The sequence below is a fragment of the Segatella maculosa OT 289 genome, from assembly GCF_000243015.1.
In the GTDB taxonomy this organism is placed as follows: Bacteria; Bacteroidota; Bacteroidia; order Bacteroidales; family Bacteroidaceae; genus Prevotella; species Prevotella maculosa.
The window spans coordinates 1-14,982 of the sequence record NZ_JH594500.1 but is presented as its reverse complement, the minus strand read 5'-3'; the positions used below and the strand labels follow the sequence as shown (position 1 = coordinate 14,982).

The window sequence follows — 14,982 nt, the reverse complement described above, 5'->3', positions numbered from 1 at the left end:
CCATCATAGAAACCATAAACGATGAACTTAAGAATATAGCGCAGGTAGAACATTCCCGACATAGGTGCTTCGACAATTTCATCGTCAACCTTCTGGGTGCCATTGCTGCCTATTGCCTATTTCCAAAGAAGCCATGCGTCAGAGTGCAAAGGACATTTGACACACAGCTTGCTTTATTCTAAATTCATCGAACTCACGTTAGGTTAAGAAAGGTAACACATCCCTTCAAAAGCGGTTTAAACTCAATGTTTTTGCCGATTTTGAGCCTACCTGGGGCTTTTGTCACCTTAACAAATGCTAATTACGTTAAAAATGCGATTTTTGAAAATTATTTTGAGCAGTTTTCGCACTTTTCTATCGTTTAACACCTAACTATCTGATAATCAGCGATGTTTATTTCCTGCATCGGAAAGTAGATTCTGCGTGGGAAAGTGATTTCTTGCAAAGAAAAGCATACCATCTGCAAATATAGCTCATAATTCGCTTTATTTCAAACGCTAAGAATTATGTCTATATTTACACGAGTTCGGTTTAAGAAAGTCCTTGTAAAAGTTGGTAATCTCGTTAGTTTTTTGTAACTTTATAGTTGAAAATCAAAAACTTACAAAACAACCAAGCGATGATTACCAACTTTTACAAGGACTTTCTTAAACCGAACTCGCGTATAATCTCTAATTTATAGGGTGAATATTCTTTTGTTTTCCTTGTCTCGTTGCGTACATGGTGCATGTAGGGACGCACGAGCCGTGCGTCCCTACATTTCGCTCCCTTATTTCGAGACCTCTGCAAAAGTCTTTTTACACCCAAAAGCTACTATTGATAGTCAATGAGTTATATTTATGATTTCACTATCTGTATGAGGTTTTGCAGAGGTCTCATTTCGTTCATTTTTTACTCGTAAAGGGACACGGAATTGCGAACAAAGGAACTCCGAGAAGTCCTTTGTCTATAGGGATTACGCGCGCTTCGCGCGCGCGTACGTGAAGACGTTTAAACGCCAGGTGCGCTAAGTGTGTTAGCAAATTATTTGGATTAACCAAATAATAAGCGTTAAAAGATGCAGAGAAATCAAAGTTTCTTTGCATCACTGTACACATCTTATTATCGTTGATTGAAAATATCATCTTGCCGGCAAAGGTAAGGCTAATTTCTGTAACGGCCAAATGTTTAGACAGAAAAATCATTTTTGTTATCCACGGGATTGGAGTAGATGCCCAAGAAGATGTCTTTCAATACATCGGGCTCGTCAACGTCATACTCGTTCAGCCGGTTCATGTGGCGCAGAAAGGCGTCACGCTCCACCTCGGTGTAGCAATCGCGATAGCGCGTTTGTCCGTGGCGCAGGTCGTGGGCGATGTAGTTATTGGGCCGGAGTTGATAGGCGCGCAGTATGCGGCAGTCTATCAAACGGGCCACGAGCCGATGGTATTCGTTGTTCGTGGTGCTGTCGAACTGACGCAGGTCGGCCTCGGTCAGTTCGTCGCAGAGCGAGATGTCGACACGGCCTTTGCGCTGCACGATGCCCGTGAGAATGCTCGTGAGATCCTCGCCCGGCTTCTTGATATAACGTTCTGAACGACTTCCGTAGCATTCGATAGCTTTCAGGATATCGCAGCTTTCCCATTCGTAACTGATGCTGACGGGAACGATGTGCAGACTGCTCAAAGCTTCGATTTTGTCTTCGGGCCGGCTCATGCAGAACATTTTTATAATGCCTTGGTCGGTATGGTCGTTGCCGTCTTTCGTCCGCCCGTTGCGCTGGGCTATCCATACGCTCTGCTCTTTCTTTCCGATGGTATAGCGGATATAGTCGCTCAAATGTCGGGACGACATGTAGAAGTCTTTGAGTCGGCCGCCCCGCTCAACGCGGAACATCTTGTTGCTCTTTCCGATGTCGGTCACCAGCCCGGGCGTCATCAGGTTGGCTCCGAAAGTAATCTCCGTGGTGTCGCGTCCCCGTTCGGCAAAGAGATATTGCAGCAGCGAAGCATCGAGCATGATGTCCCGATGGTTGCTTACGAAGAGATATTGCTTATCGGGCGATAGCTTCTCGAAACCATGGAAGGAGAGTTCGGTGATGGAGCGCTTCACCACCTGCTCGTTGACCGGTACCATGATGCCCAATTGAAATGCCCGCGTGGTCTTGAAAGAGAGCACGCGCTGCCGCACCTTCTCCAAGTCTTGCCCGGGAAATATCCACGAAGACAACAACGGAAAGGCCTCGCTGTAGGCGATACGCTGCATGGCCTCAGGGATTTCGTCATCATAATAGGGCCGAATGTCGTCGAATTCATTGTTCATGATAAAAGAGTTTTAGTTCCGGAATAAATGTTTAAGCCACTCCAAGAAGCGATTTTTCCAACCGATGGCCTCGCGGCTCGTCTTGGCCGCAGTTGTGCCGAAGCCATGTCCACCCGTGGCATATTGCAGGTAGAGATGCGGTTTACGATGTGCTGTCAGTGCGCTGTCCATGAGCTCGGCGTTGCGATGGTCGACAATGGGGTCGTCTTTGCTGTTCATAAGAAAAACGGGGCAGGATATTCTGTCAGCATGCAGCTCCATCGACAATGAATCGCAAATCATCTTGTTTCGCCACCGACGCTCGCCCAGCAGCCCGCGCCTACTGCGCCGATGCGTGCAAGGAGCCGAAAGGGAAACGACGGGATAAAGTGCAGCAACGAAGTCGGGCTGCAGCGACTTTGGCAGATAAGCTGCACCGCACAAAGCCAGATGCCCGCCCGCAGAGAAGCCCATCACCCCTACCCTTTCATAGCCTTTCGCCCGAACGGCCTGTATGGCGCAAGCGAGCGCACGAAGCTGGTCGGGATATTGGCTGCCACGAAACAGCAGACGCGTGTGCCACGCATAGCCGGCCCACCCCGCCGTGGGATAATGAAGCACATAAGCCGCCATACCGTGCGAAACGAGCCATCGGGCAACCTCGCTGCCCTCATATTTCTTGCTCAACCAGCAATAACTGCCGCCAGGGCAGACAATAACGGCAGTTTGCCCGACACCACCGGGTAAGTATTCATAAAGACGCTTGCACGTGGGGACAGCCTGTTGTGCCATGACCGACACCGGCAGTAGCAGCAAGAAAAGAAGACGTTTAACGCTGCGCATAGGCTTCATTGATTTTATTCACGATTACGTTTCTCCCCACGATGGCCTCTGCCGTCTGAATGGCCGTCAAGGGTACGCCGCAAAAGCCGTGGAGATTGACATTCTGGCCGGTCATCCACAGATTGCTCACCTTGGTGAACACCGGCACCTGCGATTGAGCAATATTGTTACAATCGCGGAAAAGTCCGTAGAGGGCTCCCTCCGGTTCGCCGTAATAATCGCGAATCGTCAGGGGAGAGGAAGCGAAACGGTGAGCCACCATGCCGTTGAAGCCCGGATAAATCTGCTCCATCAGTTGGGCAATCCGCTCCAGATGATTCTCTTTCCATTCTTCATAGGCTGCGCCACGATGTCCCGTCTGCGTTTCGGCCCAACACTTTGTAATGTCATAAGGCATGATAGCCGTGACGATGAGTTTAGTGGCAAACTTGCCTTGATGAAGCTCTGCGGGCGTCATATACATGAAACCGCGGGGCCAGTCCTCGGCATTGTATTCCCTATAGTTCCAGATGTATCCATAGTCTTTCTGAAAATAACAAGTATGGTTGATATAAGGGAAACGTCCGGGTTTGAAAACAAAATAGGCACAAAAGGAAGAATAACTGTTGGGTGCCTCGGCTATGCGGCGTCGATAGGCTTTAGAGAAAGCTCTGCTATCCGTGAGTTTCAACATCTCGGCCGGATGAATGGCGGAAATATAATGGTCGGCAACATAGCTACGGCCTTCTTCCGTTTTTACAAATGAGACCCGACGGTCGTCTATCTGCATGGCATTCACTCGGTCACCGGCGACAACCTTTCCCCCTGCGTCTTCGATTATCTTCCGCAAGGCTTCGGCCATCTGCTGACTATCACCGGCAAATCTGCCCGGCCCACTGATGCAAAGAACGTTAATGAGCGCATGGATATAAGTCGGCGTCTTACCCCCCACTCCTCCGAACATGGGATTCATATAGCTGAGCACGTCGCGCAGTTTCGGATGACGGACATAATGGGCCACAAAACGATTGGCCGCCCACATAAAGCTTTCTGAATGTGTATAGACATGCTCGTTGGTCGGACGGAGATGAAAGAAATCTATCTCATCAACCATGTCATGCAAAGCCTCCACGTAAGCCCTTATGCCCGCCGCCTCTTCAGGAAACAACTTTGAGAAATAGGAAATAAAAGCCTCTTTGCCTTCGGGCACACGGTAGACCATGCCGTCAGACGCATACATCACCTGATCCATACAATCGTGGTCGACATCGCGGATAGCCAGCTTATCCAGCAGCCCCAGATAATGACACACCTTATGCATCGGGCCTCCGGGGCGAATGCCTCCTAAAATATGCATACCCGTTTCAAATCCGAGCCCATAACGACGGAAAGTCTGCAGGCCGCCACCGATGACGCTGTTCTTCTCGAGCACAGTGACGCGATAGCCCTCCCTACTCAGGAAAGCCGCCGTAAAAAGTCCTCCCATTCCGCCACCGATCACGACAACGGTCCTACAATTACGATTTTCTTCCATGTTTCTGTTCATCTATCTGCTGCTTTCACCCCAAACGGTGGACGGAGCGGCTTCTGCACGTTGCACAATTAACATAGGTTCACAGGAGAGACTTCCGCGCCCCTACAATGTTAACACAGATTAACAGGCGAAACTTGCGCCCTAGGGCGACGTTAACACAGCTTAACAGGGGAAGCTTACGCCCCGGGGCGATGTTAACGCAGGTTAACGGGTGAGCCTTGCGCCCTAAGGCGATGTTAACGCAGGTTAACAAGCGGAACTTGCGCCCCGGGGCGCAAGTCACTTTTCCCATCATTTGGCATCTTCGTACCCCTACGGAAGTCACTTTTCCTTCCGTTTGACATTTACGCACGCGGGCAAGGCTAACGCCCGATTTGCCCGAGCGCTTCCGCTCCGATGATTTCACCGCAGGTGACCAGCGTTCCTACCAGCACGCCCAAAACGCCATGGCTGTTGATGTTCTGCCCCGTGAGCAACAGGTTAGGTATCTTCGTGCGATGATGCACACGCGAGGCCGGCCCCAACGAGATGTCCTTGGCAATGCCATACATGCCTCCACGCTCCGCACCGGTGTAGTCGCGATAGGTCAACGGCGTGCTGGTGTAGTAGCTTTCAATCTGCGAAGCGAGTCCGGGAAATTCTTCTTCCACAGCGGCAATCAGTCGCTCGGCATGCTCTTTTTTGAAAGCTTCATAGTCGGTTCCACGATGCCCCACGCGCGTATTTTCCCACTTTTCCACTTCCTCATAACGCATATAGGAAATAATCTGTCCGCTCTCGGCATAGCGTTGACCGTCTTCGTTGCAAAAATGCATGTAAAGATAACCCATGGGCCAGTTTGCCTCGGTGTATTGCTCGCAATTCCAAGGCGAAGCTTGCCGATAACCGAAGAAATTGCTGTTCATATAAGGCACCGTGTGGGGTTTGAACTTCAGATAGACCGTGAAGCAGCCCACCGTGTTGGGTAGTGCGGCAATTCTTCGGCGATAGGCCGGGCGCAAGAGGGACGAGGCCGTCAGTTCCATCGTGCGTTTCGGGTGCAAATCCGAAATCACGAAATCGGCCTCCCACAGTTTCTCGTCGGCAGTCGTCACCCCTATGGCGTGCGTGTCGTCACACACGATAGCAGAAACCGACTGACGCGTGACGACCTTGCCGCCGTATCTCTCTATCGTCTCGATAAGACTTCGGGCGATATGGTCACTGCCTCCCACAATGCGATAGGCACTTTGCTGGTAAAAGTCGGTTACGAAAGCGTGGACGGAAAAAGGAGTCTTCCCCCATTCGGCCGCATAAAGCGGGAGCGTTCCCATAAGCACATTGCGCAACTGCTCGTCGCGAACAATCTCGTTCATCACCTCGTCAATGCTCCGCAGCAGATAAGAAGCCGTCAAGACATCATCAATTGGTAGTGCCGACAGTTGATGAAGCGAGGAAGCATGCGCCACACGTTCTATCAGATCGTAATACCGATTCAATTCATCAACCGACGATGGGAAAGAGGCAGATAGCTGTTTGATAAAAGCCTCACGCCCATTTGCTAACCGATAATGGCGACCTTCCAAAGAAACAACTTCATAACCTTCCTTATCCAAGGGGCTCAACTGCACGCGGTCCTTGATTTCAAGATAACGAAGCAAACGGTCCAAGGTTTGTCCCGGAGCCGCACTGCCTACGAAATGCATCCCGGTCTCAAACTTCACCCCTCCTCTATGAAAGCATTGCAGACAACCTCCCGGCTGATGTTCTTTTTCGAGTACCGTCACCCTGTGACCGTTCTTGGCCAGAATGGCTCCGCAAGCGAGTCCGCCCAATCCACTGCCTATGATGACACACTTCTTCATTGCTCCTCCTCCTTGATGATTTGAAAGTTATTCGGCAAGTAAGCCATATGCACAACCAAGGCCTCGTCGTCAGGGTCATCAATTGTGACCATCACTTGCGTCTCCGTATGAACCAGTGCATAGAGATAGGGGAGTTCACACTGACCGGCATGCCTGAACAGACGGGTTTTCAGACCACGTTCCTCAGGCGCATCAATGAAGTCCGAATAGCAATTGTTCCGCTGTAACAACCGATGGCAACGACGTTCGACGCCGGCTCCCTTATAAAGATACTGATACTTCAAATAAGCAGCATAATAATGGGCATCTTCGTATTGCGCTCTCATCTTTTTGTAAGTTTCAAGATAAAGCTGATGAATATTACGCGTACGTTCCCGGTAGCCATTACCCATGGTCGCCGTGTCGGTTGACATGATACGCTTGAGAATGCGCATCGTCATGATTCCCTCACGCAACATAAAGTCATTCTTAGGCAATACGTGGTCCATACCATGGATAACGACCGGCACAATATCGGCATCAAGCTGTTCTGCCAAATAGAAAGCTCCTTTGTGAAAACGATGAATACGATGATCAACCGTACGTGTACCTTCCGGAAAAACACAAATGGAATAGCCTCGTTGAAACAAAGAACGCAACTCGTCAAGATGGGCCTCCATTCCATCTGAAGCCGGAATAAACTCGGCATGATGAATAACCGACCGATACAAAGGATTATTCCATGCCCATTGATTCGTCAAAAAGATAATCTTGGGGTGCAAGGCCATCAAACATAATGTGTCGAAATGGCTCTGATGATTGCATGTAATGATAGCCGGACGGTCGAATTGCTCCCCTCCGGCATTCTCTAATCTAAACTTCACGCCGGGTATTTTATTCACAATGAAACGAGCCATGGCATAAAGCAGACGGTGATATCTCAGCCGTTTCCTCTCTGTCGTACTACCTATATGGAAATAAAGCCACGTGAAAGGTAACACAAAAATAAACATCATGAAGAGATAGAACAGCAGAGCCCAGACAGAACGGACTAATCGCTTCAAGGTTAGCGGAACTTCACGGGGAACGCCTTTCTTCATCGTCAACCACTTAAAGACAAGAGGCGGAAGATAATAAGCCATCAGAACGACTGTCGTCATTCCAAGAATAGTGACAAGTGCCAAAGAACGCAAAGCCGGATGACGAGCCACGATTAAACTCCCTATACCAATAAACATCAGTATAGCCGAAATTGCTATGCTATGACGATAGGAAGCCAATCGCTTTTTCCCCGTAGCATGTTCATACAGCAATCCCTCGGTCATAAAAATGGTATAGTCATCGCCCTGTCCGAAGATGAAGGTGGCAAGAATGATATTGACAATATTGAAATGAATATCAAAAATATGCATCAAACCCAATATCCACAACCAACTGACGGCCAAAGGCAGAAAAGACAACAAAGATAGTTCTATTTTACCAAACGAGAGCCACAAGAAGAAAAAGACAACAAAACCACAAACAAAACCAATATAATTAAACGAATCATTCAGGCTCCGAACTAATTGACTACTGACATCTTTTGCTGAAAACACAAAATAGTTATCCTTATGCTCTCCTATAACTTGCCGGAGCTGAGACTCATTGGCCGTAGATGGTAGATAGTTGACAATAGTCACTTTCTCGGATTGATGACGAATATAGGTTCCTTCCAACAACTGCAATATCGGTTTGAAATAGGATACAGGTTGTACGGTTAATGAATCACCTTGTACATTAGCATAGAAAGGAGCAAAGGTGTCTTTTGTAAATCCTTGCGACATTGCCGCATGACGCACCTCGGAAATAACATCGGGATGAATTGACTGCCAAAAATACCGCCACCGTTGCAAAGCCGCACGTTGCTTTTCCGGTGTAGGTGCAAAAGAACCTATGCCCTTTACCGTTGAATCGGCAACGGAGAGTTGTTTCAACAATTCTTCATTGTTCCGCAGTGCTGCTTCCAAATCCTTCCCTGTAGCAACTACATATACCGGAGACGCCGGCATCGAAGATGTCAACAACTGCATATCCGAACGTTGCTCGGGCGTCATATAGTTGATATGGGAAAGATCGCTGTCAAAAGAGGTCTGCAAAGAAAAGTATCCCAAAACAAGCGTCAGTATTGCCACAACGGGAAATGCGCAACGGGTAAGCGCACACGGGAAATGCAGTCGACTACTTAAAGAGACCGGTAAGGCGGTTGACTTCGGCACCTTTTTATAACTTCGGGCATAAAGTGGAAGAAACACTAACACGAACAGTAGCGTACCAACCAATACCAGCGAGCCAAAGACACCCAGATCGCGCATGGCTTTGGCCTCCAGCCATACCAAACACAAGAAGGCTGCAACCGTCGTAATATTCCCAATGAGAAGTGGCGACACCATTTCTTTCAAGGCGGTCTTCCGGTCGGAGACTTCACGTATATGGTCCAAAAAATGCAAGGGATAATTCACCGCAATACCAATGATAACCGAACCTATACCCAAGACTATAATTGAGACTTCATCTTGAAACAGAGCCATACCGGCAATTGCAAACAGGCAACCGAAGCCTACTGAAGCACCAATCCATAGAATATAGCTTAACCGTCGATAATACCAAATGAGTATAGCCAAAATCAGAACACTCGCTATGGCCAAGGCAATGAGAGCGTCTGTTTTGATTTGCTGCGCATTGGTAACTGCTATCAAAGGCGCTCCGATGGCACTGACACGGATATCACGATACTGCTTTTCGGTCTTTTGGATTGCGTCTTGCAACAGTTCTGCTATCTCGGCATTCCGTTGCGTTTCGCTGGGGCCAAACCTACTGTTCATCGTTATCAGGCCCGTCCGACCGTCAGCCGTGAACAAATAGCCATCCATTATCTGAAAAGACGAACTCAACTGAAATTGCTGCATACGCTTTAATGCAGGTGTAAAGAGATGCAACGGGTCGTGGCGCATGGTCTGCATGGTTACTCCCGCAGTGGGCAGCATCATCAGTTTTTTATTTTCCAGCATCTGTTGTGCCACATACCCGGGTTGCTTCAACAGAGAATCGGCATGCCGATAATCCTGCGGCGTCAGGAAACGAGGCAGATTCCTGCTGACAAAGTCCACGATATTCATCATGCCCGCCTCGTCCACCTCCACCTGCAACCGTGTAATAAGAGCCGACGAAGCCAAATATCCTCCCATGTTCTCCATGGCCTCTTCCAAGCGTTCGGCGCTCACTTGGCGGTTCGTATCCCGCGAAGTAAACAGCACTGCAATGCGGTCTTGCTGTGCAAACTGTTCGTAGACCTCCTGATATTGCTGCATCTCAGCATCATGTGGCAGAAACTTGGCAATATCTTCTTCATAATGAATGCGTGTTGCCAAGAAAACAAAAACCGCACACAAACCGAAGAACAAAGTGCCGGCTGTCAAGCGATGCCTGTTGAGATATTGATAGATATATAACATGCGTTCGATAAGATGAAAAGGATTTTAAACCTAAATCGTTTCATTAGTAAATCCACTCACATGGAGCAAGACGTATAGCGTTTGCGCTCCGGGGCGAGAGTCACATTCCGTCCGGTTTGGTGTTTGCGCTCCGGGCTGACAAGAAACAACGTTGCCATTCTTTCAAGCGAAACCACAACGACCGTGGAAGATTATAAACCAACAACTTGGGAAGATAGAAAAACAAGGCCCCGACGCACAACAATGTGTTGAGCACACTGATACGGGCAAAGTCTAAGCCCGGTCTGAAATGCGTCACTCGTTCGTGCTGTGGAGGATAATGCACCCGCACATCTGTCTGGCAGATTTCAACATCGAGCCAAGCTGCAAGCACCAACAGTCCGAGCTCGGCCTCATAACGAGACGAAACAATCCACCAATCCTTCATGCGGCTCAAAGGATAGAGGCGGAAACCACTCTGCGTGTCGGCAACCCGCCGCAGAGTCTGTATGCAGAACCAGAAGTTTGAGAAACGGTTGGCAAACGTGTTGCCCCGCGGCATGTTGTCTTCCGTCAGATTACGCACCCCAACAATCAGCGCCTGCGGATATTTCAGGCAGACCTCAAGCAGCAACGGAATGTCCTCCGGGAAATGCTGTCCGTCGGCATCAAGCGTTACGGCATAACGGAAACCAAGCTCGCGTGCTTTCCTAAAACCCTGCTTCAAGGCATGGCCCTTCCCTCGGTTGCGGTCGTAGCTGACAAGGATAATGTCAAAAGGCTGCAATGCGGAAAGCGTGTCGTCATAGCTCCCGTCGTTCACGACAATCACATGAGGAGTCTGTTGCAGGGCACGTGCAACGACATCGGCCACCGTCCCACCATTATTATATGTCGGAATGATGACGCAAGTATGATTGATGACAGTCTCGGACTTTTCCATTTATACGTATTGATAGACAAGCGAAAACTTTGTATAGACTTGCTCGCCCTGAACAACTACTCCTTTTACATGAATACCGGTCTCTGTCTCAGTTCTCTTATCAAAACGAATTGTCACGGTTGGAACATCTGTCGGAATGATCGGAGCCGCAAACTTCAGGTTCTTCACCACTGCAATTCGCAACCTCTTTTGCCCTTGTAACTCCAGCAGTTCAGCTATCATTTTCAGAATGCAAACGCCGGGCGTGATAGGATTGCCGGGAAAATGAGCGCGATATATGGGATGGTCGGCATGAAAGCGCACCGTTACACAAGCCTCGTCTGCTTGCTCCACCACACTGAAAAAGCTATCAATCAGTCTCATCTTTATGCTCTTTGATGGGAGTAAGCTTATAGCAAAGCCCAAACTTCCGATTATCCATAACGATACTGTCTGCTTCCCGACTAACAACCCGCTTCTCGCGCTCAAGCGTCAAGTCGGTTTCGCGGGCTGCAAACAGATATTGCAGGTCCGCCGTCAGCACTTTCCGGATATACCACTTGTCGAGAAACGACACGACATCAACCAATACGACCCGACTGCGGTCGGCTGTCAACCGAAAAGTAAGCGCACTAATGCCGAACTCATTCATCAAGGCCGCCCGAAAACCTTCGATGCTGTCACACCTGACAATCAATACGCCGTCCACCTCGCCCGCTTTCACTCCGATTGTCATCTTGTATTCACAACGAGACTGGCCGTCGGGCAAGGTCACCACATAATCGTTCTGCGCATGCCCGCATAAGGAAGCCAACAACAGACTAACGACCAACAAAAATCTGTTCAGGTATTGTTGCATTAATCTTCACGTTTGAGAGTGTTATCACGGTCGTATCGCCCGACGGCTCAGTCATGACGACGCGTGACACCATGCTATGCTGTTCGTTGAAATAGAGCGTCACACTCTTGAACATCTTTTTAATCTGCGAACGCCGTGGCGTCATGATGGCAACCCATTCACGACCTCGCAAATAAAGTCGGGACGTGAAGTCACGATTGTCCATCAGGTTCCGTCCCGTGATGCTGTTCATCATCATGCGCGCGATGCTCTTGAACATTTGACTGCTCTTGACGTCGATTGTCTGACTGCGCTTACCGTTCTTAATATGCACCTTTTCACCATTGATAATGAAAGTATATTGATAGGGAGAAATATATTCCCACCGCAGCTGCTGCTGATTGGTGAAATACAGATTGCCCGTCGACCTCACTTTATCGTTCAAGAAAGAGATAGTCTTCACTTGGGTGAAACTGCTTGTGATGCTTGTTATTTTCGAAGCGGCGGCATTGATTGTCTGGAACATCTGCGCCTGCTGCCGGGCTGGGACACTCTGCAACTGCTGTGCCCCAAGTCCGAGGCACGACGACAGCAACAGAACAGCGAATATTATTCTTTTCATTATTTCAAAAGTTTTATTTAACAACAAGAAAGCAACCTGCCATAATCAGCAGCACGCCGGCCCATCTTGTCAAAGGAATTGTTTCGTGGAAGAAACACATTGCGGCAAACATTCCAAATACATAACTAAGACTGACCATTGGATAAGCCATAGAAAAAGGAAATGTACGGACGATATACATCCACATCACCGTGGCCATACCATAACATATTCCGCAGCCAAGCCACCACCAGTTTGTAAGCTGATGACCTAAGAATTGCCATGTCCATGCAAAATCGCCCATCTTCTGCAAAGCTAATTTCAACAACACTTGCCCACTGCACAGCAACACACTTTGAACGATAGAAAGAAGTATCAGTCGCATATCGGTACGGTTTTTATTTCGGCATGGTCGCCTTTGCTGTCGTGCCACACGCGCACATCGACAAGCTCTTGCAAGGCCCGCCCGTTGTTCTCTACCGACAGGATAAGTCCCCGGCTTTCGTCACTCACGCCAAGTTGCGCTCCAGTTTCAGCCATATTGTGCTGCAATTCAGCTGTTATTACGTCGTTATATGACACATATGACGTCCTAATATGGCCCATCTTGAGTTGCAAGAAAGCGTCCATCAGCGCACACTCAAATGACACGTTCCCTTGCGAGTAGGTGCAGTTGTAACCGTGGTTATGCGTGTAGAGGGCTATCAGCGCGGCCACCGTATTATGCGTAGACTGCATGAAGTGGGTAGGCATGCTCACGCTTTCTCCCTCCTCGGCCAACCCACGCAACAAGGCCTCCGAATCAGCCACACAACCTAATGCCGTACCGTTGATGATGGCGTCGGGCTGTTCAATGTCACTCTCTTTCATGGCCTTGAGGGCCGTGACAAGCGCACGCTTGAACAATGGGCCATAGCGACGAGTACGCCTCGGATCAAGATATAGGCCATAGTCTTCAGCCGAAACCTCACGTATGTCGGCAAGTATATAGACTTTATTCTGCATCATTTGACAAGATTAGAGAAGAATCATTACCCCCGAAACCGAAAGCATTGCAAAGCACGTGGCGGAGCGATCCAGACTCACCACCCACGTAAGGACAAATACAAGCCTCATCGGGCACCTCCCAACCAAGATTGCGCGGAATGAACCTGTGTCGCAAGGCAAGCAGGGAGAACACAGCTTCGATACTGCCCGAAGCACTCGTCGTGTGGCCGGTGTACATCTTGGTAGACGAGACCGGCGGAACAGCATCGCCGAATACTTCGCGGAGCGCCATGCTCTCACTGGCATCATTGTTGGGCGTGCCCGTGCCGTGCGCATTCACATAGTCGATTTCTCCCGGTTCGAGCCCTGCCTCACGCAATGCTTGACGCATAGCCAGCACGGCTCCCTCACCATTCTCTGAAGATGCCGTCTGGTGGAAAGCATCGCAGGCGTTGCCCGTGCCGCTAAGTACGCCCAAAGCCTCCGCGCCGCGCCTGCACCGGCTCTCCTCGGACTCGAGCACGAGATAGGCTGCGCCCTCGCCGAGGTTCAGTCCCGCCCGACGCGCATCGAAAGGCCGACAGACGGCCTCGTCGAGTATCATCAGCGACTTGAAACCGTTGAGATGGAAGCGACTCAAGCTCTCGCTCCCGCCCACGACAACGATGTCGCGAAGCCCACTCTCTATCAGTCGGGCACCGAAGATAACGGCGTTCATGGCCGAAGAGCAGGCCGTCGACGGTGTCGAAACAAAGTCGAACAGGCCGAAATAATCGGCTATGGCATCGCTGCAGGCCCCGCAATCATGCCGCATGAGCACCTCGGCATTGAGATTGTCTGGATAAAAGCGTTCGGTACGGTCCATTCCTCCCACAGTGGTTCCGGAGACAAGCGCCATGCCGTGCCGTTCTGTAAGGCCCGCCTCCTGCAAGGCTTCGCGCAATGCAAGAATACCTATCAGTTCGGTCCTGCTCACACGGTCGGTATAAGGAATATCGAGCAGGCGGCACATTTCTTCGTTGCTCAACTTTACCTCGCCCACAGGAAACTCCTTGTGGACGGTGGAAAGATGAGTGACGCGGCCCACGCCGGAACGTCCCCGGCGCAAGGCCTCGCACGTCTGCTGCTGGCCGACGCCGATAGCCGACACCACACCAACCCCTGTTATCGCTATCCGCCGCTTCATTTCAGTCGGTTCTTCGCCACGAAGTCGGCCATCGTGTCAATCGACTTGAAAACATCCTTACCGGCCTTCGGGTCTTTGATCCTGATGCCGTAGTTCTTTTCGAGCAACACGATAAGTTCCAAGGCGTCGATCGAGTCGAGTCCGAGCCCCTCGTCACCGAACAAGGGTGCATCGTCGGCCAGTTCTTCCGGCTTCACATCGTCGAGGTTGAGTGCCTCGATCACCTTCTTCTTCAATTCTTCTTTCAGTTCCATAATTATATCATACATTTCTTTGTCGTTTACCATTCATTTACGCGAGGCCACTCCCAAGGGTGTTAAACACTCATCACCATGAGTACGGAACACTCACCACTGTGAGTACGGAACACTCACCATTGTGGGTACGGAACACTCACGTACAAAGGTATATTACACCTTTGGTTGGAGGTACGCTATACCTTTGATTGGAGGTACACTACACCTTTGAACGGAGGTACGCTATACCTTTGGTTGGAGGTACACTACACCTTTGATCGGA

General features: G+C 49.7%; 14 protein-coding genes. 1 reads left to right on the top strand and 13 read right to left on the bottom strand.

The features are described from left to right. A partial coding sequence (locus HMPREF9944_RS12555; protein WP_280513051.1) for a transposase occupies positions 1-182 on the top strand: 182 nt, incomplete at its 5' end. 985 nt (positions 183-1,167) lie between these two features. Here the strand turns inward: HMPREF9944_RS12555 and HMPREF9944_RS00065 are convergent. The 13 genes from HMPREF9944_RS00065 to HMPREF9944_RS00005 all read right to left on the bottom strand — a co-directional run bounded on the left by HMPREF9944_RS00065 (position 1,168) and on the right by HMPREF9944_RS00005 (position 14,717). After that, positions 1,168-2,301: a 1-acyl-sn-glycerol-3-phosphate acyltransferase gene (locus HMPREF9944_RS00065; RefSeq protein ID WP_008563578.1), complete on the bottom strand. Its 1,134-nt coding sequence runs from the start codon at positions 2,299-2,301 to the stop codon at positions 1,168-1,170. Between the two features lie 12 nt (positions 2,302-2,313). Continuing rightward, positions 2,314-3,132 carry an alpha/beta hydrolase family protein gene (locus HMPREF9944_RS00060; RefSeq protein ID WP_008563575.1) on the bottom strand — a complete coding sequence of 273 codons (819 nt, stop codon included), beginning with the start codon at positions 3,130-3,132 and terminating at the stop codon, positions 2,314-2,316. Further along, on the bottom strand, positions 3,110-4,648 hold the full coding sequence (locus HMPREF9944_RS00055; protein WP_008563574.1) for a phytoene desaturase family protein: 1,539 nt from the start codon (positions 4,646-4,648) through the stop codon (positions 3,110-3,112). The genes HMPREF9944_RS00060 and HMPREF9944_RS00055 overlap by 23 nt, the downstream gene beginning before the upstream one ends. A 350-nt stretch (positions 4,649-4,998) precedes the next feature. Beyond that, entirely contained in the window at positions 4,999-6,480 is a 1,482-nt protein-coding gene (locus tag HMPREF9944_RS00050) for a phytoene desaturase family protein (RefSeq protein ID WP_008563573.1), read from the bottom strand. Continuing rightward, complete coding sequence (locus HMPREF9944_RS00045) at positions 6,477-9,950, bottom strand: 1-acyl-sn-glycerol-3-phosphate acyltransferase (protein WP_008563572.1); 3,474 nt, start codon at positions 9,948-9,950, stop codon at positions 6,477-6,479. Before HMPREF9944_RS00045 ends, HMPREF9944_RS00050 begins: the two co-directional genes overlap by 4 nt. A 100-nt stretch (positions 9,951-10,050) precedes the next feature. After that, a complete protein-coding gene (locus HMPREF9944_RS00040; RefSeq protein WP_008563571.1) occupies positions 10,051-10,872 on the bottom strand; it encodes a glycosyltransferase family 2 protein in 822 nt (273 codons plus the stop codon). Further along, positions 10,873-11,235, bottom strand: a complete 363-nt coding sequence (locus tag HMPREF9944_RS00035) for a hotdog family protein (protein WP_008563570.1) — start codon at positions 11,233-11,235, stop codon at positions 10,873-10,875. Beyond that, positions 11,222-11,710, bottom strand: coding sequence for a hypothetical protein (locus tag HMPREF9944_RS00030; protein WP_008563569.1), 489 nt, complete (start codon positions 11,708-11,710; stop codon positions 11,222-11,224). The genes HMPREF9944_RS00035 and HMPREF9944_RS00030 overlap by 14 nt, the downstream gene beginning before the upstream one ends. Further along, on the bottom strand, positions 11,673-12,311 hold the full coding sequence (locus HMPREF9944_RS00025; protein ID WP_008563567.1) for an outer membrane lipoprotein carrier protein LolA: 639 nt from the start codon (positions 12,309-12,311) through the stop codon (positions 11,673-11,675). The genes HMPREF9944_RS00030 and HMPREF9944_RS00025 overlap by 38 nt, the downstream gene beginning before the upstream one ends. 13 nt (positions 12,312-12,324) lie before the next feature. After that, on the bottom strand, positions 12,325-12,675 hold the full coding sequence (locus tag HMPREF9944_RS00020) for an EamA family transporter (RefSeq protein WP_008563565.1): 351 nt from the start codon (positions 12,673-12,675) through the stop codon (positions 12,325-12,327). Continuing rightward, positions 12,666-13,298 carry a beta-ketoacyl synthase chain length factor gene (locus HMPREF9944_RS00015; RefSeq protein WP_008563563.1) on the bottom strand — a complete coding sequence of 211 codons (633 nt, stop codon included), beginning with the start codon at positions 13,296-13,298 and terminating at the stop codon, positions 12,666-12,668. The genes HMPREF9944_RS00020 and HMPREF9944_RS00015 overlap by 10 nt, the downstream gene beginning before the upstream one ends. Next, the gene (locus HMPREF9944_RS00010; RefSeq protein ID WP_008563562.1) at positions 13,285-14,463 is read right to left on the bottom strand and encodes a beta-ketoacyl-[acyl-carrier-protein] synthase family protein; all 1,179 of its coding nucleotides are present in this window, start codon (positions 14,461-14,463) and stop codon (positions 13,285-13,287) included. Before HMPREF9944_RS00010 ends, HMPREF9944_RS00015 begins: the two co-directional genes overlap by 14 nt. Then, on the bottom strand, positions 14,460-14,717 hold the full coding sequence (locus HMPREF9944_RS00005) for a phosphopantetheine-binding protein (RefSeq protein WP_025830068.1): 258 nt from the start codon (positions 14,715-14,717) through the stop codon (positions 14,460-14,462). Before HMPREF9944_RS00005 ends, HMPREF9944_RS00010 begins: the two co-directional genes overlap by 4 nt. Positions 14,718-14,982: the final 265 nt, after the last annotated feature.

What these genes read in the sequence shown, in the direction of transcription:
- HMPREF9944_RS00065 (WP_008563578.1), bottom strand. Translation starts at nt 2,301, where the DNA reads ATGAACAATGAATTCGACGACATTCGGCCCTATTATGATGACGAAATC.
- HMPREF9944_RS00015 (WP_008563563.1), bottom strand. Translation starts at nt 13,298, where the DNA reads ATGATGCAGAATAAAGTCTATATACTTGCCGACATACGTGAGGTTTCG.
- HMPREF9944_RS00055 (WP_008563574.1), bottom strand. Translation starts at nt 4,648, where the DNA reads ATGAACAGAAACATGGAAGAAAATCGTAATTGTAGGACCGTTGTCGTG.
- HMPREF9944_RS00010 (WP_008563562.1), bottom strand. Translation starts at nt 14,463, where the DNA reads ATGAAGCGGCGGATAGCGATAACAGGGGTTGGTGTGGTGTCGGCTATC.
- HMPREF9944_RS00050 (WP_008563573.1), bottom strand. Translation starts at nt 6,480, where the DNA reads ATGAAGAAGTGTGTCATCATAGGCAGTGGATTGGGCGGACTCGCTTGC.
- HMPREF9944_RS00005 (WP_025830068.1), bottom strand. Translation starts at nt 14,717, where the DNA reads ATGGAACTGAAAGAAGAATTGAAGAAGAAGGTGATCGAGGCACTCAAC.
- HMPREF9944_RS00030 (WP_008563569.1), bottom strand. Translation starts at nt 11,710, where the DNA reads ATGCAACAATACCTGAACAGATTTTTGTTGGTCGTTAGTCTGTTGTTG.
- HMPREF9944_RS00060 (WP_008563575.1), bottom strand. Translation starts at nt 3,132, where the DNA reads ATGAAGCCTATGCGCAGCGTTAAACGTCTTCTTTTCTTGCTGCTACTG.
- HMPREF9944_RS00045 (WP_008563572.1), bottom strand. Translation starts at nt 9,950, where the DNA reads ATGTTATATATCTATCAATATCTCAACAGGCATCGCTTGACAGCCGGC.
- HMPREF9944_RS00040 (WP_008563571.1), bottom strand. Translation starts at nt 10,872, where the DNA reads ATGGAAAAGTCCGAGACTGTCATCAATCATACTTGCGTCATCATTCCG.
- HMPREF9944_RS00035 (WP_008563570.1), bottom strand. Translation starts at nt 11,235, where the DNA reads ATGAGACTGATTGATAGCTTTTTCAGTGTGGTGGAGCAAGCAGACGAG.
- HMPREF9944_RS00025 (WP_008563567.1), bottom strand. Translation starts at nt 12,311, where the DNA reads ATGAAAAGAATAATATTCGCTGTTCTGTTGCTGTCGTCGTGCCTCGGA.
- HMPREF9944_RS00020 (WP_008563565.1), bottom strand. Translation starts at nt 12,675, where the DNA reads ATGCGACTGATACTTCTTTCTATCGTTCAAAGTGTGTTGCTGTGCAGT.